Here is a 19,942-nt window from a genome sequence, read left to right on the forward strand (position 1 = left end):
GATTGCGGGCTTGCTGTCCCTATCCCTTACTGGTTGGTGGTTACAAAATGATCAAACAAGTAATATCCCGTCCCTGACTGGCCATCCGGCCTCCCTGGTACAGGAAAAGTTGACTCATTATACTCCCACGGCGGATACCATGGGACCGCTTACAGAAGCCCTGTTCCGTCATCATCGGAGCAGCACCCGCCCCTGGATGATCTGGTACTGGATGCATGGCGCAATTTCCAAGGCGGGCATCACAGCCGATCTGGACGCGATGAAAGCAGCGCGCATCGGCGGCGCCTACCTCATGAGCATCCAGGATACTACTTCTTCTTCCCTTCATAATCCGCCGGTGCGGGAGCTTAGTCCGGAATGGTGGGACATGGTACATGTTGCCATGCAGGAATCGAAAAGACGGGGGCTTAAACTGGCTTTACCTATCAATAATGATTTTGGCCTGGCAGGTGGCCCCTGGATCACTCCGCAAGGGGCGATGCAAAAACTGGTATGGAGTAAGGAATATGTAAAAGGAGGGGAAATGCTTGGTATTTCCCTGCCACAGCCTGAAACCAAGGAGGATTATTACAAGGATATTGCGGTATTGGCCTATCCGGCCAATAGTACCCAGGTTTTTAGTGATACGGTATTGATACCGAAAGTTACCAGCAGCCTACCCGGTGCTAAAGTACAGTTCCTGGCATTTGACGGTGGGGGCAAGGGTAGTTTTAAAAGTGATTCGGCTTGTTGGATACAATACAAATACCCGCAACCTTTTACTTGTCGCTCCATTACCATTCGTACTGGTGGCAATAATGACCAGGGGCATCGATTGTTGGTACAGGTAAGCAATGATGGGTATGATTTTACTACTATTACCCGGCTGGAACCTCCCCGGCATGAGGGGCAGGATACTATTGAAGTGATAACACATGCCATTTCGGCTGTAAGCGCTTTGTACTACCGCTTTGTATTTGATAAAACGGGCCCGGAACCAGGCACGGAAAAGGTAGACGCAGCCCAATGGAAGCGGGCTTTACAAGTGTCCGGTATTTATTTGTCTGATGAACCCGTCATCAACCAATATGAAAGCAAGCATGCTGCTATTGGGCGGGTGAGTAAAAAATCAACGGTACAGCAGCTGCCCGATTCGGTATGTGTGCCGCTCAATGCCATTGTTGACCTGACGGATAAAACGGATGCCGATGGCAAGCTCAATTGGCATTCGCCTGCCGGCAATTGGGTTATTGTTCGCATAGGGCATACGGCTATAGGTCGTTTAAGGAGTGCCAGTGGGGTTGGCCTGCCCTGTGATCAATTGAATCCCGAAGCAGTCAGGTGGCAGTTTGATAAATGGTATGGTGAAGTAGTGAAGCGGGCTGGTGCTGCGCTGACCAAAGAAGTGATTAGTTTGTTTCAGGTAGATGGCGGGACATACAGCAGTCAGAATTGGAGCACGGTATTACCGGAGGAATTTAAAAACGGCGTGGGTACGATCTCATGCCCTACCTGCTGGCCATGACGGGCACGCCCGTACAGGATGCTGCAACTTCCGAACGTTTTTTATTCGATGTGCGGCAAACAATTACTGCCCTGGTAACAGATAGCTTTTATGGTACACTGACCAGGCAGGCCCATAAAAAAGGGATAAAGGTCAGGTATTCCGGAAAAGTACCTCCCAGGAAAAAGCCAACATCTTAGTAGGCAACCGCCATATTGTACATGGCCTACTGTATAAGGTTTAATTGGTGTTTTCTGTAAGTTTTTCTACCTTAAGGGTACCTTCTCCCTTTTTATTACTTACTTCCGTCCCCTGTTAATACTACAGGATTCCTCTCCAGGTAACAGTACCCAATAGGCAATACTCATTAGTAGCTGGTTTTAAATTGTTCACCATAAAAATTAGCTTTTATGAGATGGCTATTTATTTTTCTGACCGTTGGCCTGTTTTCCTGCAAAACCTATATGAAGCTGGAAAGGGTGGAAACCAATGGCGAAACATTGCCGCGCTTAACTACACCAGCGCGTACCTGTAATACCAGCGACACCACGGCTATGTATCAAAATGCGGGCAACCACAAGTATTTCGTGTATAATTTTTACAATGCGGGCGACTGTGCCCTGATGATCAAGGTACTTAAAAGCAGGAATGTGGGGGAAACCAGTATGTACGATTGGGAGAAGAAACTGCCGGGCCCATACCTCCCAATACCCAATACATGCATGCTTTCAATGCGCCCCAGGATAATGGGGCCATCCGTTTTGTTGTGCAGTGTGCAGAAGGGAAACCCAATAGCAATAACTGCCGGTATAATTTCCGCTTTTGTGCAGGGCAAGAGGTAAAGGATCAAAAGAATGGGATAAGTTGCCCCTGGTGCCGGCAGGAGATTCCGTAGTACATGCACTTACACCCAGTACATCGGCCAATCTATGCCTCACAGATGAGAAAACCCTGTGGACCTTTCGCAATGGCAGTGATGCCGATATGCAGGTGGAGTTTTCCGTACGCAATAAAGGCTTATGTCCTTTTCTCTTTAAAGTGAATGGTAGAACCACCCAGCGGATCATGATACGCCTGCTCTGCCATTTACGCAACGGGTGAACAAAGGGCAAACCTTTACCCTTACTGGCCAGTGTAATTATAGCAACCAGCCAGGGGCAGTTGTCAATATGAGCTAAGTGGTATCAAAATAAAGTAATTAAAGGTGGAGCACTCCCACCTTGGAAGGAGGATTCATCTTACAGGTTCAAAGGTGGGTCGCTCTGCAGCACGGCATTTGCCAGTCTGGCAGCGCGGCTCACCTTCTTGTAGAGGTGACACCTTTCATCTGCAAGGTAGACAAAAGGTGGGCCACCCTAGAGCCCGGCAAAGCAGTGCGACAGGGTGACTCACCTTTATTAGCAAGAGGTGTCACCTCTCGAACGATATACTTACCGGTTAGGCATTGTATCCTCCATCAATGGTGATGGCTGTACCGGTCATAAAAGCGCTTTCCTCACTTGCCAGGTAGGCTACCAGGCCGGCAATCTGTGCGGGCGTGCCATATTGTTGAATGATCATACGGCTGCGCAGCTGGTCGGCAAAGTCCGAATTGGCCGGGTTCATATCCGTATCTACCGGGCCGGGTTGTACCAGGTTTACTGTAATACCTTTGGGACCTAAGTCGCGGGCCATCCCTTTATTGAGGCCAATGAGGGCCGATTTGCTCATGGCATACAAGGCTCCGTGGGAGTTGGTTACCCGGTCGGCCATATTGCTGCCTATCGTAATGATGCGACTGCCTGCCTGCATATACCTGGCTGCTGCCTGGGAGGCCTGGAATACAGCACGTACATTTACATTCATGGTATCTTCATAATTTTGCAGACTGTATCCTTCGATGGTATTCGCTACATACAAACCCGCATTGTTCACCAGTATATCGATGCGGTCGAAAGTTTTAACAGTTTCTTCTACCGCCCGGGGCAGGGCTTCGGGTGATTGATTGTCGGCCTGTATGGCCAGCGCTTTGCCGCCTGCTGTTGTTATTTCTTTTACCAGGCTATTAGCTGCTGCCGCCGATTGGGCATAGGTAAATGCTACGATTGCACCTTCGGCTGCCAGCCGTTTTACAATGCCTGCTCCAATACCCCGGCTGCCGCCGGTTACCAGGGCCACTTTGTTTTCAAGAGGTTTCATGATACTTATTTGTTTTATTGTTTTACAAAGCTACAGGAGTAGTTGTATATTTGTAAGTACTATCACAATTGTTAAGTACTAACAAAAATGTAAGTATGAGAAAGAGTAGTTCAACCAATACGCGTAATAAAGTCATTATTGATGCTCATTGTGGTATGGCGCATACCCTTTCTGTGATCGGTGGCCGCTGGAAACCCAGCATCTTATGCCGCCTGTTGGAAGGCAGGATGCGCTACAATGAATTGCGTAAGGGATTGGCCGGGGTATCGGAGCGCATGCTGGTATTGCAGCTGCGGGAGTTGGAGAGTGATGGCCTGGTAAAACGCATCGTATATGCCGAAGTACCCCCGCGTGTGGAGTATGAATTAACGCCCGATGGGTATTCCATGCAAGCGCTGCTGGAAAGCTTGTCAGACTGGGGCATTGCCCGCCTGAAAAAGAAAATGAAAGAAGAAAAGTTGTCGGCCGCTTAATGGCCGTTTGTTAATAAATCTCCGTAACTATGACCAGAACGATGCGCCGGGAAGATTTTCCCTTTGTATTTGAATTGTATATGCATCCGGCTACCAATCCCTACCTGTTGTATGAAGTGATGGATGAAGCCGCGTTTGAACCTATTTTTAATGAGCTGCTGGAAAAGCAGGTGATGTATATTTATGAAAGTGAGGGCGTGCCTACCGGCATGTTTAAATTACTGCCACAGACCTATCGTGCCGCTCATATCGCCTACCTGGGTGGATTGGCCATACATCCCGATAAAGCGGGGTGGGCCATGGAAAGATCATGCTTCGGGAGATCATTGAACTGTGCCGGCAAAAGGTATTTTACGCATAGAGCTGAGTGCATCTACTGAAAATGAGCGGGCCATCCGTTTGTATGAAAAAGCAGGCTTTGTGCGTGAAGGGATATTGAGAAAATATACCTGGCTGAGATCAGAAAACCGGTTCCTGGACGAAGTGATGATGTCAAACCTCGTTTAAAAGCTAATTATGCTGATAGAGATCCTTGGCTGGATAGGCTCCCTGTTTGTGCTGGTAGCCTATGCTTTGAATATGAATAAAAAGCTGGCTGCCGATTCGATGACCTATTATGTCTTGAATATTGCAGGCAGTGCTTTGCTCATCATCAATACTGCTTACCACCAGGCCTATCCCTCCATGGCTGTGAACATTATTTGGGTCTTCATACCCGTGGTGACGATTATTAAGCATAGAATGAAGAAAGGAGCAGTAAATAAACAAGCGGCTAATTAGCAACGTTTGCGTGATGTATAAAACATTGACCTAATACAAGAGCGATAGCCAATAAAAATACTTGTTTTGCCTTTCGCTTATGAATCCAGGGTTTAAGCATTAGCGAACTTGCGATGTTACGTATTGATAGATCAGCTCACTTACACCAGCCATGGCTGTTATGGCAGCCTTTTCGTTTTTAATGCCTTTTGATAAAATGACCAGTACATATTTCCTGCCATCGGGCAGGAATACAATACCGGCATCGTGCTGCACACCGGTAATATTGCCGGTTTTGTGGGCTACTTTCACCTCTTTGGGTAGCCTGGCGGGTATCACCTCATTGAATTGCTGGTCGAGCAGGATCTTGATCATGGCCTGGGAAGAAGCGGAGTCTACCGCCTGGCCGGTGGCTATTTTTTCAAAGATCACCAACTGGTCAAGGGCTGTGGTGGTATTATTCAATCCCTGTTGGTAAGCTTTGCTGTCCTCCACGCCCCGCCTTACCTGGATGCTATTGGCGCCCAGGTCGCGCATGGTTTGGGTTACTTTTTTGGCCTCCACCAGTTCGATCACGATATTGGTGGCCAGGTTACTGCTCATGATGATCATGTCATAAACCAGGTCGTACAAGGTTCTTTTGGTGCCGATGAGGGTATACAGCTTTTTTTCACTATCATCATCCGGGTTAAGGCTATAAGTGCTGCTGTCAACAATGCTATGGAACTCATTTTTGACCAGGATGGAGTCCTGGAGGGATAAGCGGCCTGCCGCCGCCTGTTTGTATACCTCTATCAGTACCGGTGTTTTCATGGTACTGGCCGCATGAAAGCTCGTGTCTGCGTTGATGAATAGGGTTGTTTGGGTAGTCAGGTCTTTAAACGCTACCGCATAGGTGCCTTCCAGCTTCCTCAGCTTTTCGGTAATGGCTTTTGTACTATTTGAGGAGTCATAGCTGATTGGCAGGATACCACCAGCAGGGGTACCCACAGTAATAAAACAGGGTTGACCGTTTTACGCATACGATTGAGGTTAGAACACCAAACTAAAAATAGGGTAAAATGAGCAAGGATGGTATATAAAAACTTTGTCATAGTCTAATCTTTATTACTTTTATCCATATTTTAAACTGCACATGAAACGTTACTCTCAACAAACCCGATTGCTTGTAGCTGTAGATTGCATCATATTTGGCTTTGACGGACAAGAACTGAAACTGTTACTCATACAACGTGGCTTTGAACCGGAAAGAGGTAAATGGAGCCTCATGGGGGCTTTGTGAAACCCACAGAAAGTTTTGAAGAGGCCGCCGGCCGCGTATTAAAGGAATTAACAGGACTTAGCGGTGTATACATGGAACAATTACATGCTTTTGGCGATCCCCGCCGCGATCCCCTGGAACGTACGGCCTCCATCACCTACTTCAGCCTCATTGACATCCGCAAATACCAGCAACAGCTCAATGATGATTACCATGCCGAGTGGTTCCCCATACGCAAACATCCCCGCCTGATCTTTGATCACGAGGAAATGATCGATATGGCTAAGGATCGCTTACAATACAAAGCCGCCTTACATCCCATTCTCTTTGAATTGTTGCCCGATAAATTTACCCTTCCCCAGTTGCAAACCCTGTATGAAGGTATTTATGATGCCGAGATCGATAAGCGCAACTTCAGCCGCAAGGTATTATCTACCGGTTTACTGGTAAAACAAAAGGAAAAAGAGAAAGAGAGCTCCAAGCGGGGTGCATTTTATTATAAGCTGGACAAAAGGAAATACAATTCCAAATTCCATAATTTCCTGAATATCATCCCCAATGCCCATAACCTGATATAGGGCGGCGGAAAGTGAATAGCCGTTAAGGCAAAATCAATAAATGGAAAAGTTCAATTTACTCAGTATAATCAGCCTGGTTTTTGTTCTTATTTCTATTCTCTTTTCCCTGTTCTTATTTACGGTTAAAACAAAGAATAAGCTGGCCAATTTCCTGCTGGGGCTTTTCATCTTATTCAATGCCATTGATATCAGCGCCTGGTTTTTGGACCAATACATGTTGGATCATTTGAACCTGCTATTGTTCAAGTCCCGCCTCTCCTGGCTCATCAATCCCCTGTTTTATTTGTATGCCCTGGCCCTTTGCTATTCGGATTTTAGGCTAAGACCAGTGCACCTGCTGCATGCCCTGCCCCTGGTAGTGGCCAACCTGGTATTGATTCCCCGGTTTTATCTATTGGAGGAGGCGGCCAAGATCCAATTCCTCGAAACCTATCGCGAAAGTCCTGATTATTTAGTAGGCAATGTATTGGGGCATGTGCAATTTGTTTTCTACATCGCAGGTATTTACCTCGTGCTAAGCAAATACAAACGGATCTTTCTCGAAAACTATGCCGATGCAGGTTCTATTACCTACCGCTGGCTGTTTCAACTGGTAACCATTGTTACGGTGGTACATTCCATTGTATGGTTGAAGGACCTGGTGGGGTATACCGGCAATAGCGATTTCTTTGCCAATGCACAGCTACTGGTAGGAATGAATGCCACCCTGTTATTGTGTTGGTTTGTGATGAAAGCCTTGTACAATCCTTCCCTTTTCAGAACAGTGGATTCCGGCATTCAGCCTGTGGAGAAAATGGTATTGACCACCCCGGTTGATCGGCCCCGGTTACCGGGCAGGCAATTGACCAGCCGGCCACGGAAGTGCGGGTAAACCGGGAAATGGAACAAAAGGTACAGGAGTTAAAAAGCTTCATGGACCGGCAGGAGCCTTTTTGGAACCCTCCCTCACCGTTCATGGACTGGCTACACAGATGAAAATACCAGCCAGGGACCTCTCCATTCTCATCAATCACCACCTCGGACAACACTTCTTCGACTTCATCAACGAATACCGCATCCGTAAAGCCATGAGCATACTAAAAGACCCTGCCAGGCAGCAGCTGAACATTCAGGAAGTCTTTTATGAAGTGGGTTTCAATTCAAAATCTTCCTTCAATACCGCCTTTAAGAAATATGCCGGTATGACGCCTACCCAGTATAGAATTCAATCTCATTAATTTAATAAACGAATGCCGGCCTATTCAAAACCTTGTAAAGGTGAGTCTCCCTGCCTCCCTGCTTTGCGGGGCTGCAGGGAGGCCCACCTTGGCGCGGCAACAAAGCTGATTTGTAAGTAATTAATTATTATCTAGTTAGAAAAAGTCGAACTACTGTTTGAAGAAGTCGGACCGATTTCCGGGACAGTAATGGGTTCGACTTTTTGAAGTCGGACTATTGGTAGTGGCCCTTTCGCCAGGTTTGTGTCAAATTAATTATTACGTGAAAAAGGAATGAACACCAACCGGAAAAATGGCACGCTTAGTATCGCTATCCTATTATTCCTGCTGCCCTTTTGTACACATGCGCAGGTGTTGTTGACAGGAACATTAAGGGGCAAGGAAGGGCCTATAGGCTGGGCCAATGTGGTACTGGCCAGCCCGGAGGGCAAAATGATAGCCGGCGGGCTTAGTAAGGAGGATGGCAGGTTTGAATTGAGGGCTGCGAAAGGAAATTACCGGCTAACCATCAGTTTCCTGGGTTTTGTTACCTGGGAAAGGGAAATCAAATTGGAACAGGATACGACCGTGGGCGCCATTATTCTTCAACCAGGTGCCGGCGAGCTTTCCGCCGTTACGGTGGTCAGCAAAAGAAACTGATCGAATACCGGCCCGACCGGTTGGTATTTAATGTAGAGAATAGTGTGGCGGCCATTGGGGCAATGCTATCCAGGCCCTGGGTGCCGCCCCTGGTTTGGTGATACAGCAAAATAACATCAGCATGCTGGGTAAGGGGGCTGCCAGGATCATGATCGATGGCCGCCTGGTGGAACTGGCGGGCCAGGAACTGCTGCAGTTCCTGGCGTCCATTCCGGCCAGCGATATCCAACGTATTGAGGTGATCGCCAATCCGCCTGCCAAATACGAAGCCAGTGGTGATGGCGGGCTGATCAATATCGTACTTAAAAAGGGCGTGCGCAATGCCTGGAGAAACACCACCACCGTGGCCTATGATCAAAATACCTATGCTGCGGGGTCGGTGAGCAATTCACTTTTGTACAATAAGGACCAATGGAAATTGTCGCTAAGCGGCAATGGCAAATGGGGAATAGGAAGATACACCAGGCCCTGGCCACACATTATCCCAACGGGTCCTGGGAATTGAATTACGATGGCCGGCAACAGGAAAATAAATTCGGTGGCCGCATGACATTGGATTATGACCTTACACCACGTACTACCATTGGCGTGCATTACCTGTTGAATGGGGCCAACCCGGATAGCAGGGACCTGGTGCATATCAATATCCTGAATGACGGGGGTAGTATCGATTCTTTCATTGTCAATAAAGGCCAGCGGGAAGAACAAACTGGTAGCCATACTTTCAATGCACACCTGGTATCGCAATTGGATTCAGCAGGCAGGAAGATTGCCGTTGATGTAGATTACTTCAGGTACAAAGCATCCCTCGACAACCACTTTGTGGCCGATGTATTTTCACCGGCAGGGCAGTTCAGGTATACCGACCAGGCAGCCAGCAATCTCTCGAACCAGCATATTGACAATGGCAGTGTGCGGGTAGACATGGAACACCCGCTGAAATTCCTGGCGCTTGCTTATGGCGCCAGGTTAAGTACTACCGGGAGCAGGGGGATGTGCAATATTTCAACACGATCTCCGGAACGCCTGAACTGGACCCTAAACGGTCGGATGAGTTTGTATACCGCGAGGATAACCAGGCTGTTTACATCAATAGCACAAAAAAATCAATAAACAATTGAGTGTACAGGCGGGACTAAGGTTGGAGAATACACAAACTTCCGGTTATTCCAAAATCCTGGACCAACGGACTAAGAACAACTACCTCAAATTGTTCCCCACAGTGTACCTGGCTTATCAGCCCAGTCAGAACCATCAGTATATATTGAATTATGGCAGGCGGATCAACAGACCCGGATTTTCGCTGCTCAATCCCTTCCGTTCTTATATCAACAGTACCAGCTATTCGGAAGGCAATCCTTTTCTACAGCCTTCTTTTAATGACAATATGGACCTTACGCATGTATACAAGGGGGTATTGAGGACCAACCTGTTCTTCAATATCACCAGCGGGGGCTTTGGCCCTGTGTTTACTTCCAACCCGCAAACGAATACACTGGTGATATCGAGGCAGAATTATTTTAAGGAATATTATTACGGGATCGGAGAAACGTATACCGTAAACATAACGCCCTGGTGGCAAAGTCAGAACACCCTGTACTTGCTGGCTTCCAGGAGCCAATTTACCAGTCATCTCAAAGCCGTTCCGCAAAATAGTGGACAGCTATACCTGTCCACCAACAATACCCTTTCGCTTAGCAAAACCACTAAGTTGCAGGTTGACTATATGTATAGCTCTCCTTTTAAGCGGGGTCTGTATGCCATAGGTTATCAATCGCGCTTGAATATCGCGCTGAAACAAAGTCTGCTGAACAATAAGTTGCAGCTATCACTGCTGTGTAATGATGTATTCAATACGGCCTATTTAAAAGATTATACCTCGGTAGTGAATGGCATTAAACAGGTGTACCAGGAGAACAACAGTAGCCGTTTCTTCAGGCTCTCCCTGACCTGGCAATTTGGTAACAATAAGATCAATGTGAAGCAAAGGAGTTTTGGTAATGAGGAGGAGAGAAACCGAATTAATTAACTAATGGTCTAATTTACTAATTAATTAATCCTCTTCCAGATCTCTGTTCTTCCGAAGAGGCTGATACCGATATACCCCTGATCCTTAGGGTGTTTTTATCAGTGATGGTCATGGTGCAACTATAGGTTTTACCGCTTTTAGGATCGTAGATAGTGCCCTTTCCCCATTGGTCATCGCCATCAAACTTGAAATCCTTCAGGATCACCAAACCGATCAGTGGTTCTTTTCTCTTTTGGGCATCAGGATTGTGTACATCAAAATGTTCCTGGCTATTGCCGCCAATGATCTTACCATAGTATTTGCTATCTGTCTTGTATATGGATACCTGGCCCGATTTGTCCTGCGTAAGCCAGGTGCCGGTTACATCATCAGCCTGGAAGGTTTGGGCATAGGCGCCCAGGGAGGTAGAGAGCAACAACAACAAGAGGAACTTTTTCATAATCAGGATTTGATAGAAAATACGGTTACCGTTCTCATGTTCGTTGTTGGGGTCAGATCGAAGATAGGGAAAAATCGCCAGGTGTGAAAAATAGGTGACCAGCAGCAAGTGCTTATTTACCACTCGCTACCAGCCACTTACCACTAGCTCAAATGAGTTTACAATATCTTTACCCTGATCACCTGGAACGAATAAGGGGCCAGCGTGAGGTTGAGTTTCTTACCTTTTAACGCGATGGCAGCCTGTTTCGGACTAATGGCGGCTGGCTGGGCAAATGAATTGACCTGCTGCAGGTCTGTTTGTTGCAGGATATCAACAGAGGCGTTTGCTGCTAACTTCTTCACGCCATCAATATGCACCTCCCCGGTTTGTGGTGTAGCACCTGTATTCACTATTTTAAGGATCACTTCTTTGTTGGTGCTGTCAATGCAGGCATTGGCATAGAGGCCGTTTTGACCGGCAGCTGTTTCATTATTGAGGGTCATGTTGATGACATGGGTTCCCCTGTTAACAGAAAACAACTTTTGTACATAGTAATTGGGCGTGCCGTACGATTGCAGGTTATTGAACCAAATGAGATCGGGTGACCACTGCCAACCCTCGGCATGGGCGAACAGGGGAGCATAAGATGCCATATACACCAGGTCGGCATTGCGTTCAAGACCGGTCATGAAAGCGGCTTCAGATAGGGCAGATTGCCAGTTGTTGATATTCTCTGTATTGTCTGGGCCCTTGCTGTGCGCTGCATACTCACCTGCAAAAATGCGTGGGCCATTACGGTCATAATCATCATAGCGGCGGGCATTTTTCAGGAACCATTCCGGGGCGCGGTAATAATGTTCATCCAGTATATCGGCCTTCAAACCGCGCAGGGTAGGGTTGAGGTAATTAAAGAGGGGGCCATCAGAATAGGGACCTACGCTGCTGATGAGTTGAATGGCCGGATACTTTTCCCTGATGGCTTTGGTAAACAACTTGTACCGTTCAATGTATTGTTCACCCCATTGCTCATTGCCTACACCCAGCAGCTTTAGATTAAAAGGAGCCGGATGTCCCATTTGCGCACGCACCCTGCCCCACCGGCTATTGGCATCGCCATTGGCAAACTCGATCAGGTCCAGCGCATCCTGTATATAAGGGTCCAGTGCGTCAGCAGGTACTACTTCGGCTGTATTGAACTGGCAGGCCATGCCGCAATTGAGGATGGGCAAAGGCTCGGCGCCAAAATCTTCCGACAGGAGAAAGTATTCATAAAAGCCAAGTCCAAAGGATTGGTAGTAATCGGGGGCAGGCTTGTGGCGGAATTCTGTATTCCAGCGATTCATGATCACCTCCCGTTGGTCGATATCTCCAATGGTCTTTTTCCATTGGTAACGGTTGTCCAGGTCGCGGCCTTCCACTATACATCCACCGGGAAAACGGAGGAAGCCAGGTTGCATATCGGCCAGCAGTTGTACCAGGTCGGCACGCAGGCCGCCCGGCCTGTTCTTCCAGGTGTTTTGTGGAAAGAGAGAGCATATCGGCATCTACCAGGCCTGTGCCTTCAAACCAGATATTGAGTTTGGCTTTGGCTTCAGTAGCCTTGGGTATAAGGGTAGCCGTATATTTTTTCCATTCCGTGCCTGCCAGCGGGAGGGTGGTGGTGGCGATGGACTGATTAGCTGCATTGACCAGCTCAAGGCGGAGTTGCAGGGCGCCTTCGGGTACACGGGCCAGTAAAGAAAAGTTGTATTGATTACCAGCCGTAATACCCATACCGCGAAAACCTTCATTGGTAATGCCATAACCACTGGCGGTAGTAACCTTAAAGCGGGCATAACGGGGATTGGTCAGTTGCTCACCACGATTGATGATGAGCACTGCGCCTTGTGCATTGTTTTGTTTTTGTTCTTTCCAGCCCATCAGTGGCTGGGCAAACTCAAATGACCGGTTCTTCACCAGCTCGGCATAGATACCACCATCGGCGCCAAAATTGATGTCTTCAAAGAAGATACCCCACATGGTTTTTTGTATGGTAGTTTTAACCTGGTTGGCCTTTACCGTGAATACCTGTGTGGTTTGTGCTTTGACAGGGCAGGCTAAAAGGAAGCACCTGCCAACAATATGGCTATTCTTTTCATTGACTTGTTTATTTTAATTCCAACACCACTACCGAACAAGGAGGCAATTTTACCGTAAGTTGGGTGCCTTTTAAAGCAGCTCCATTGAAAGTAGCAGGCTTTATCTTTTCCGGGTTTTCAAAGGTATTATAGTCCTGCACCTTGCCCGAAGCCAGTATCCTGCCGGTAACTCCGGTATACTTGCCGCCTTTCAGGTTCAGGGAAATATCCTGTGCATTTTTGGCATCGATATTCACCAGCGAAATATGCGTTACACCCAATGTATCGCGTGACGCTGAACAAGATACCGCAGGCAGCTTCTTACCACCCAGCGTATAGTCATTGCTTTTGATGCTAATGGGCAACAGTTTGGCATCCTGGTGCACATTGTACATTTCCATGACATGGTAGGTAGGCGTAAGGATCATTTTCTCTTCATTGGTGAGCAATACAGCCTGTAATACATTGATCGTTTGTGCCAGGTTGGCCATCCGTACACGGTCGCTGTGGTTGTGGAATATGTTGAGTGTTACACCCGCAATCATGGCATCGCGCATGGTATTTTGCTGGTACAGGAAACCGGGATTGGTACCGGGCTCTACATCATACCAGCCACCCCATTCATCCACTACCAGCGCAATGCGTTTGCGCGGATCGTATTTGTCCATGATGGCCGAGTGTTTGATAACCAGCGAGTCCATTAGCAGCGCACGCTGCATGGTGGTGAAATATTGCTCTTCGGTAAATCCGGTGGCGGGGCCTTTACGTCCCCAGTCGATCACTGAATAATGATGCAGGGCTACACCGCCTACCATATTGCCAGGAATATTCTTCATCAACACTTCCGTCCATTTATAATCATCGGAACTGGCGCCGGAAGCAATGCGCATGATCTGCCCTTCGGACCAACCGGTCATGAAGGTGGCATATTTGCGATAGATATCGGCATAGTATTCGGGACGCATATTGCCGCCACAACCCCAGGCTTCATTGCCCACGCCCCAAAACTTTACATTCCAGGGCTTTTCACGGCCATTTTGTTTGCGCAGGTTGGACATGGGGCTTTCGCCGGCAAAGTTCACATACTGCACCCAGTCAGTAAGTTCCTGAACCGTACCACTGCCCACATTGCCGGCCAGGTAGGGATCGGTGCCAATGAGCTCGCACATATTGAGGAAGTCGTGGGTGCCGAAACTATTGTTCTCTGTTACGCCGCCCCACCAGGTATTCACCATCAGGGGCCGTTTGTCTTTGGGGCCAATGCCATCTTTCCAATGGTAGGTATCCGCAAAACAACCGCCGGGCCAGCGCAGGTTGGCAATCTTCAGCTTTTGAGGGCCGCTACCACATCATTGCGCACACCGGCGGTATTGGGTATCTTACTATTTTCGCCCACATAAAAACCACCATATACACAACGGCCCAGGTGCTCGGCAAAATGACCGTAGATCTGCTTACTGATCAGTGTTTTGGCCGAATCGGCATTGACCGTGATCTCATTCTGTCCCAGCGCAGTGATATAACCTGCTAATGCCAGGGGAAGGATAAACAAATGCTTCATGGAAAGATATTTAGTTTGAACTCGTTTCTTGTAATAAGTGTAATAGGTACTGTTATTCAAATATAGTAAGCCTGCCTTAGAAACGGCGAACTTGTTACTACGATTAAACCATGGTATTGGCAACGGTAAATCAATTCCCCTGCCTGTTTGCATACAGGTTGACTGGTTCATTCCCTTGCAAATGTGTATGTTAATAAACGGGGTTTGTGTTTGTGCCGTAAGGTAGTATAACCGGTTGCGGATCGCTGATTTGATGAGGTCATTCCATGCAGGAAGTAACATGACTGCATAGCAGACAGGACAAGAGGCCGGGTGTGGGAAAGGGTCTTTTCCATATAGCAATAGCAAAAGGTGGCAGCAAATTAAAGTAATTAATTCAATAATTGTCACAACTACATTTAATTATTTGAATAGGTAAATGGCAAACCAGGGGCTGGGCAGGTAGGTACGGGAGGTGTGTAAATGAGGGAACTGGTTATTATTTGTAAAAGGTGCATCATATTTTGAGCTTTGTGAATTGGTTTACTTTGGTAGTTTTGTATCCCGGCCGGTAGGAGAGGTCGGGTTTAGCCGCACCTGATTTTGTAATATCAACTTTTGTTAATTCTTTTGCACATAAACACATAAGTGTTACCTTGACACGAATTGCCGAATGAAAAAGGATCAATATGTAATAGGAGTGGATTACGGAACAGATTCTGTACGCTCGATCGTCGTTAATGTTGCTAATGGGGAAGAAGTGGCCGCTGCGGTATTTCCCTATCCCCGCTGGAAAGAAGGTTTGTATTGCAATGCCGGGATTAACCAGTTCCGCCAGCATCCGCTGGATTATGTGGAAGGGTTGGAACAAAGCATTCAGCGTTGTTTGCAACAGGCTGGCCCTTTAGTAGCTGCCCAGGTGAAAGCGATCTCCATAGACACGACCGGTTCTACACCCGTAGCAGTAGATGAAACGGGTACACCCCTGGCTTTGCTGCCGGGTTTTGAACAGAACCCCAATGCCATGTTTGTGTTGTGGAAAGACCATACTTCCATCAAAGAAGCGGCTCAGATCAATGCGCATGCAGAACAGTTTGACGTTAATTACCTGCAATATGTGGGCGGTATTTACTCGTCGGAATGGTTCTGGGCCAAACTGCTGCATGTGCTGCGGGTGGATGAGCCCGTGCGCAAAGCTTGTTACTCCTGGGTGGAACATTGTGATTGGATCCCCTTCCTGCTTACCGGCGGGCAGCGGGCGCAGGATATCCGCCGGGGGTATGTTCGGCCGGACATAAATCATTGTGGGCAGCTGAATATGGTGGCTTGCCGCCCGACACGTTCTTTACTTCGCTTGATCCCTTGCTAAAAGGATTTACTTCCCGACTTTTTAAAGATACCTATACGGCCGATCAGGCGGCAGGCAAGCTCACTGCTGCCTGGGCCGAACGACTGGGCCTTTCTACCGAGGTGGTGATCGGTGTGGGCGCCTTCGATGCGCATATGGGTGCTGTGGGTGGCCAGATAGAACCTTATCATTTAAGTAAGGTAATGGGTACTTCCACCTGCGATATGCTGGTGGCGCCCAGGGCGGATATGGAAGGCAAACTGGTAAAGGGGATCTGTGGTCAGGTGGATGGATCGGTAATACCCGGTATGATCGGGCTGGAAGCGGGCCAAAGCGCTTTTGGTGATGCCTATGCCTGGTTCAGGAATGTACTGGCCTGGCCTGCCCAACAGTTATTGGCTCAATCGGCAATCATCAATAAAGAAACGGCCGACAGGCTATCGGCAGAGATGCTGGACAAACTCATTCCTGCACTAAGTGCTCAGGCGGCACAATTGTCGTTTGATGACCACAGCGAACTGGCGGTAGACTGGTTTAACGGACGTCGTACGCCGGATGCCAATCAGGCCTTGAAAGGAGTGATCAGCAACCTGGGCCTGGGCAGTGATGCACCGCGTATTTTCAGGGCGGTAGTGGAAGCTACCTGCTTTGGTGCTAAAAGTATTGTTGATCGTTTTAACCAGGAAGGGGTACCGGTGAAAGGATTGATCGGCCTGGGTGGCGTAGCCCGCAAATCGCCTTTCATCATGCAAATGATGGCCGATGTAATGAATATGCCCATCCGCATCCACCGGTCTGAACAAACCTGTGCAGCCGGTGCAGCCATGTTTGCTGCTACTGCTGCCGGCATCTATACCAGGGTAGAAGATGCCATGGCTGCCATGGGGCAGGGCTTTGATATGGAATATCATCCCGATCAGCAGAAAATAGCATTGTATGCAAAAGATACCAGCGATACCATGCTTTGGGTAATTTTATTGAAGACCAGGCTTGAAAAGCTGCGAGCTGTGAGCCTCGAGCTACGAGCTGTGAAAGGCAAGCCAGGGTTAACAGCAGTAAATTAACCCGGCATGCTGTATTCTAAATTCTGTATTCTGAATTCTAAGCTATGAGTGTTTATCAACATATCCGTGAGGAAGCGTATGAAGCGAATATGCAGTTGCCAGCACTGGGGTTGGTGCTTTTTACCTTTGGCAATGTCAGTGCGGTAGACCGCCAGGCAGGGGTATTTGCCATTAAGCCCAGCGGGGTGCCTTATGCTTCCTTATCGCCCGCCAATATGGTGGTCGTTGATTTTGATGGTGTAGTGGTGGAGGGAGCTATGCGCCCTTCGTCGGATACCAAAACACATGCTGTATTGTATAAGCATTGGGATAAAATTGGGGGTATTGTTCATACCCATTCTACCTATGCCACTGCCTGGGCGCAATCGCAGCGGGATATTCCTATTTTCGGTACTACGCATGCAGATCATAATACCGTAGATATTCCCTGTGCGCCTCCTATGGACGATGTTATGATCAAAGGCGATTATGAGCATGAAACAGGCTTCAGATCATTAACTGCTTGCAATCAAAAGGGCTACACTATGAAGAATTAGAAATGGTGTTGGTAGGTAACCATGCGCCTTTTACCTGGGGTAAAACAGCTGCCAAAGCAGTATACAATAGTGCGGTACTGGAAAATATTGCACAAATGGCCTTGTTAACGGAACAGATCAATCCGAAGGCGCCCCGCTTAAAGGATGCGCTGATCAAAAAGCATTTTGAACGCAAGCATGGACCGGATTCGTATTATGGGCAGGAATAGTCGGAAAGACGTGAAGACGTGAAGACGGGAAGACGGGAAGTTGGAAAGAAAAAGGGCAATGCGGGTACTTCATTACTTACCGACTTTCAGACTTTACTGACTTTCGGGCTAATGGTTGGGCACAAGTACCCTGCATCACAAAGCCAGCGCTGCATACTTGCGCCAGGGGCTAAGAGGTGACACCTTTCCCTTGCCACGAAAACGAAAAGGTGTCACCTCTATCCTGATGAAGGTGAGCCGCTCTACAACGCTGCATCTGCCAGGCTGCAGAGCGACCCACCTTTCAAAGGCATACTTGCGCCAGGGGCTAAGAGGTGACACCTTTCCCTTGCCACGAAAACGAAAAGGTGTCACCTCTATCCTGATGAAGGTGAGCCGCTCTACAACGCTGCATCTGCCAGGCTGCAGAGCGGCCCACCTTTCAAAGGCATACTTGCGCCAGGGTGTGTGATAGGCTTGCTTTAATAATTTAGGACATTGACATTATAAGAAGATTATAAACTCAGTAAATAAACGATAGATGATCCATTTAAAGACTTTGGAAGTTTGGTTTGTAACCGGTAGTCAGCATCTGTATGGCCCCGAGACCTTGAAGCAGGTTGCTGAACATGCACAGACTATTGCTATGGCGCTCAATGCTTCTTCAAAAATACCCGTTACGGTTCAATGGAAACCCACGGTGAAATCGCCGGAAGAAATTTATAAAGTATGCCAGGAAGCCAATACGGCCGAAAACTGTATCGGTATCATTGCCTGGATGCATACTTTTTCACCGGCCAAAATGTGGATCGGTGGGTTAAAGATCCTGAACAAGCCTTTACTGCACCTGCATACGCAGTTTAACCGTGATATTCCCTGGGGAGAGATCGACATGGACTTCATGAACCTGAACCAAAGTGCGCATGGCGACCGGGAGTTTGGGTTTATCATGACGCGTATGCGCCTCAACCGCAAAGTGGTGGTCGGGCATTGGCAGGATGAAGAGGTACTGGAACGTATCAACGTATGGACACGGGTAGCAGCCGGCTGGCATGATTGGCAGGGTGCCCGCTTTGTACGTTTTGGCGATAACATGCGTTATGTGGCAGTAACGGATGGCGACAAAGTAGAAGCTGAATACAAATTCGGTTTTTCCGTGAATACACATGGTATTGGCGACCTGGTGCAGGTGATCAATGAAATAAGTGATGGAACGGTAGACAAACTGGTACAGGAGTATAACGACAAATACAAAGTGGCTGATGTATTGAAGAAAGGTGGCAGTAGTTATAACTCCTTGCGTGATGCCGCGAAGATAGAATTAGGGTTACGTGCTTTTATGGAGCAAGGTAATTTTAAAGGGTTCTCTGACACCTTTGAAGACCTGCATGGCATGGTCCAATTACCAGGCATTGCCGCCCAGCGTTTGATGGGCAGTGGTTATGGTTTCGCGGGTGAGGGCGACTGGAAAACATCTGCCCTGGTACGGGCCATGAAGGTGATGGGACAGGGCTTGCCGGGTGGTAACTCATTCATGGAAGATTACACCTATCATTTCAATCCCATCAATCCACAGGTACTGGGTGCACATATGCTGGAGATCTGTGAATCCATTGCTGATGGCAAGGCATCCTGCGAGATCCATCCGCTAGGTATTGGCGGCAAGGCCGATCCGGTACGCCTGGTATTCAACAGTGCTCCTGGTAAAGCACTGAATGCTTCGCTGATTGATATGGGCAACCGGTTCAGGATGCTGGTGAATGAGGTGGAAGCGGTGAAACCTGAACATGACCTGCCCAAGCTGCCTGTAGCACGGGTATTGTGGAAGCCATTACCGGATATGAAAACAGCCTGTGCTGCCTGGATACTGGCAGGGGGCGCACCATACAGGGTATAGTCAAAATCTTACGGCCGAATACTTCCAGGACTTTGCAGAGATGGCAGGGGTAGAGTTTGTATTGATCGGTAAGGATACGAACCTGTACCAACTGAAGAATGAGCTGAGGTGGAATGAGGTGTATTATAGATAGCATTAAGCCTATAGCATCCAGCATTAAGGAGGGTTGATAGCATCTTGTTAAGATAACATACAAGATTGATAAGATAGCATA

Annotated in this window: 25 protein-coding genes and 1 pseudogene; 20 read left to right on the forward strand and 6 right to left on the reverse strand. The window is 47.9% G+C overall.

Annotation, left to right across the window (positions count from 1 at the left end; genetic code table 11):
* Window positions 1-211: 211 nt before the first annotated feature.
* The 3 genes and pseudogenes from RS881_RS18405 to RS881_RS18415 all read left to right on the forward strand — a co-directional run bounded on the left by RS881_RS18405 (window position 212) and on the right by RS881_RS18415 (window position 2,584).
* Window positions 212-1,683: pseudogene (locus RS881_RS18405) on the forward strand (glycosyl hydrolase).
* 210 nt (window positions 1,684-1,893) lie between these two features.
* The gene (locus RS881_RS18410; protein WP_315822407.1) at window positions 1,894-2,325 is read left to right on the forward strand and encodes a hypothetical protein; all 432 of its coding nucleotides are present in this window, start codon (window positions 1,894-1,896) and stop codon (window positions 2,323-2,325) included.
* A complete protein-coding gene (locus tag RS881_RS18415) occupies window positions 2,306-2,584 on the forward strand; it encodes a hypothetical protein (RefSeq protein WP_315822408.1) in 279 nt (92 codons plus the stop codon). Before RS881_RS18410 ends, RS881_RS18415 begins: the two co-directional genes overlap by 20 nt.
* A 336-nt stretch (window positions 2,585-2,920) precedes the next feature.
* On the opposite strand, the gene RS881_RS18420 is transcribed toward RS881_RS18415, so the two are convergent.
* On the reverse strand, window positions 2,921-3,661 hold the full coding sequence (locus tag RS881_RS18420) for an SDR family NAD(P)-dependent oxidoreductase (RefSeq protein ID WP_315822409.1): 741 nt from the start codon (window positions 3,659-3,661) through the stop codon (window positions 2,921-2,923).
* 95 nt (window positions 3,662-3,756) lie between these two features.
* Between RS881_RS18420 and RS881_RS18425 the strand changes: the two genes are divergently transcribed.
* The 3 genes from RS881_RS18425 to RS881_RS18435 all read left to right on the forward strand — a co-directional run bounded on the left by RS881_RS18425 (window position 3,757) and on the right by RS881_RS18435 (window position 4,914).
* Window positions 3,757-4,134: a winged helix-turn-helix transcriptional regulator gene (locus RS881_RS18425; RefSeq protein ID WP_315822410.1), complete on the forward strand. Its 378-nt coding sequence runs from the start codon at window positions 3,757-3,759 to the stop codon at window positions 4,132-4,134.
* A 29-nt stretch (window positions 4,135-4,163) separates the two neighbouring features.
* On the forward strand, window positions 4,164-4,514 hold the full coding sequence (locus RS881_RS18430) for a hypothetical protein (protein ID WP_315822411.1): 351 nt from the start codon (window positions 4,164-4,166) through the stop codon (window positions 4,512-4,514).
* A gap of 136 nt (window positions 4,515-4,650) precedes the next feature.
* Window positions 4,651-4,914: a CBU_0592 family membrane protein gene (locus RS881_RS18435; protein ID WP_315822412.1), complete on the forward strand. Its 264-nt coding sequence runs from the start codon at window positions 4,651-4,653 to the stop codon at window positions 4,912-4,914.
* Window positions 4,915-5,013: 99 nt separating this feature from the next.
* Here RS881_RS18435 and RS881_RS18440 read toward each other — a convergent pair whose 3' ends face one another.
* Window positions 5,014-5,883 carry a serine hydrolase gene (locus RS881_RS18440; protein ID WP_315822413.1) on the reverse strand — a complete coding sequence of 290 codons (870 nt, stop codon included), beginning with the start codon at window positions 5,881-5,883 and terminating at the stop codon, window positions 5,014-5,016.
* Window positions 5,884-6,028: 145 nt separating this feature from the next.
* Between RS881_RS18440 and RS881_RS18445 the strand changes: the two genes are divergently transcribed.
* From RS881_RS18445 to RS881_RS18480, 8 genes are all read left to right on the forward strand, one after another.
* Entirely contained in the window at window positions 6,029-6,175 is a 147-nt protein-coding gene (locus tag RS881_RS18445; RefSeq protein WP_315822414.1) for an NUDIX hydrolase, read from the forward strand.
* On the forward strand, window positions 6,172-6,732 hold the full coding sequence (locus RS881_RS18450; protein ID WP_315822415.1) for an NUDIX hydrolase: 561 nt from the start codon (window positions 6,172-6,174) through the stop codon (window positions 6,730-6,732). Before RS881_RS18445 ends, RS881_RS18450 begins: the two co-directional genes overlap by 4 nt.
* 40 nt (window positions 6,733-6,772) lie before the next feature.
* Window positions 6,773-7,603 carry a hypothetical protein gene (locus tag RS881_RS18455; protein ID WP_315822416.1) on the forward strand — a complete coding sequence of 277 codons (831 nt, stop codon included), beginning with the start codon at window positions 6,773-6,775 and terminating at the stop codon, window positions 7,601-7,603.
* Between the two features lie 61 nt (window positions 7,604-7,664).
* Window positions 7,665-7,949 (forward strand): helix-turn-helix domain-containing protein, encoded by a 285-nt coding sequence (locus RS881_RS18460; RefSeq protein ID WP_315822417.1) that lies wholly within the window; start codon window positions 7,665-7,667, stop codon window positions 7,947-7,949.
* 273 nt (window positions 7,950-8,222) lie between these two features.
* The gene (locus RS881_RS18465) at window positions 8,223-8,588 is read left to right on the forward strand and encodes a carboxypeptidase regulatory-like domain-containing protein (protein WP_315822418.1); all 366 of its coding nucleotides are present in this window, start codon (window positions 8,223-8,225) and stop codon (window positions 8,586-8,588) included.
* A gap of 121 nt (window positions 8,589-8,709) precedes the next feature.
* Window positions 8,710-9,093, forward strand: a complete 384-nt coding sequence (locus RS881_RS18470; RefSeq protein ID WP_315822419.1) for a hypothetical protein — start codon at window positions 8,710-8,712, stop codon at window positions 9,091-9,093.
* A complete protein-coding gene (locus tag RS881_RS18475) occupies window positions 9,030-9,701 on the forward strand; it encodes an outer membrane beta-barrel protein (protein WP_315822420.1) in 672 nt (223 codons plus the stop codon). The genes RS881_RS18470 and RS881_RS18475 overlap by 64 nt, the downstream gene beginning before the upstream one ends.
* A 4-nt stretch (window positions 9,702-9,705) precedes the next feature.
* Window positions 9,706-10,617: an outer membrane beta-barrel family protein gene (locus RS881_RS18480; RefSeq protein WP_315822421.1), complete on the forward strand. Its 912-nt coding sequence runs from the start codon at window positions 9,706-9,708 to the stop codon at window positions 10,615-10,617.
* Between the two features lie 16 nt (window positions 10,618-10,633).
* On the opposite strand, the gene RS881_RS18485 is transcribed toward RS881_RS18480, so the two are convergent.
* The 4 genes from RS881_RS18485 to RS881_RS18505 all read right to left on the reverse strand — a co-directional run bounded on the left by RS881_RS18485 (window position 10,634) and on the right by RS881_RS18505 (window position 14,716).
* Complete coding sequence (locus RS881_RS18485) at window positions 10,634-11,056, reverse strand: DUF2147 domain-containing protein (protein ID WP_315822422.1); 423 nt, start codon at window positions 11,054-11,056, stop codon at window positions 10,634-10,636.
* 158 nt (window positions 11,057-11,214) lie between these two features.
* On the reverse strand, window positions 11,215-12,495 hold the full coding sequence (locus RS881_RS18490; RefSeq protein ID WP_425476358.1) for an alpha-L-arabinofuranosidase family protein: 1,281 nt from the start codon (window positions 12,493-12,495) through the stop codon (window positions 11,215-11,217).
* A 689-nt stretch (window positions 12,496-13,184) separates the two neighbouring features.
* Window positions 13,185-14,483, reverse strand: coding sequence for an alpha-N-arabinofuranosidase (locus RS881_RS18500; protein ID WP_484557636.1), 1,299 nt, complete (start codon window positions 14,481-14,483; stop codon window positions 13,185-13,187).
* The gene (locus RS881_RS18505) at window positions 14,480-14,716 is read right to left on the reverse strand and encodes a hypothetical protein (RefSeq protein ID WP_315822425.1); all 237 of its coding nucleotides are present in this window, start codon (window positions 14,714-14,716) and stop codon (window positions 14,480-14,482) included. The genes RS881_RS18500 and RS881_RS18505 overlap by 4 nt, the downstream gene beginning before the upstream one ends.
* A gap of 652 nt (window positions 14,717-15,368) precedes the next feature.
* Here RS881_RS18505 and RS881_RS18510 point away from each other — a divergent pair.
* The 6 genes from RS881_RS18510 to RS881_RS61655 all read left to right on the forward strand — a co-directional run bounded on the left by RS881_RS18510 (window position 15,369) and on the right by RS881_RS61655 (window position 19,861).
* Complete coding sequence (locus RS881_RS18510; RefSeq protein WP_315822426.1) at window positions 15,369-16,064, forward strand: FGGY family carbohydrate kinase; 696 nt, start codon at window positions 15,369-15,371, stop codon at window positions 16,062-16,064.
* Window positions 15,998-17,107: an FGGY-family carbohydrate kinase gene (locus RS881_RS18515; RefSeq protein WP_315822427.1), complete on the forward strand. Its 1,110-nt coding sequence runs from the start codon at window positions 15,998-16,000 to the stop codon at window positions 17,105-17,107. The genes RS881_RS18510 and RS881_RS18515 overlap by 67 nt, the downstream gene beginning before the upstream one ends.
* Before the next feature lie 44 nt (window positions 17,108-17,151).
* Complete coding sequence (locus RS881_RS18520; protein WP_315822428.1) at window positions 17,152-17,643, forward strand: class II aldolase/adducin family protein; 492 nt, start codon at window positions 17,152-17,154, stop codon at window positions 17,641-17,643.
* Window positions 17,644-17,645: 2 nt separating this feature from the next.
* On the forward strand, window positions 17,646-17,852 hold the full coding sequence (locus tag RS881_RS18525; RefSeq protein WP_315822429.1) for a class II aldolase/adducin family protein: 207 nt from the start codon (window positions 17,646-17,648) through the stop codon (window positions 17,850-17,852).
* A 520-nt stretch (window positions 17,853-18,372) separates the two neighbouring features.
* The gene (araA, locus tag RS881_RS18530; protein WP_425476359.1) at window positions 18,373-19,728 is read left to right on the forward strand and encodes an L-arabinose isomerase; all 1,356 of its coding nucleotides are present in this window, start codon (window positions 18,373-18,375) and stop codon (window positions 19,726-19,728) included.
* The gene (locus tag RS881_RS61655) at window positions 19,685-19,861 is read left to right on the forward strand and encodes a hypothetical protein (protein ID WP_425476360.1); all 177 of its coding nucleotides are present in this window, start codon (window positions 19,685-19,687) and stop codon (window positions 19,859-19,861) included. Before araA ends, RS881_RS61655 begins: the two co-directional genes overlap by 44 nt.
* Window positions 19,862-19,942 lie beyond the last annotated feature (81 nt).

The organism is Paraflavitalea speifideaquila (assembly GCF_032395985.1).
Classification (GTDB): Bacteria; Bacteroidota; Bacteroidia; order Chitinophagales; family Chitinophagaceae; genus Paraflavitalea; species Paraflavitalea speifideaquila.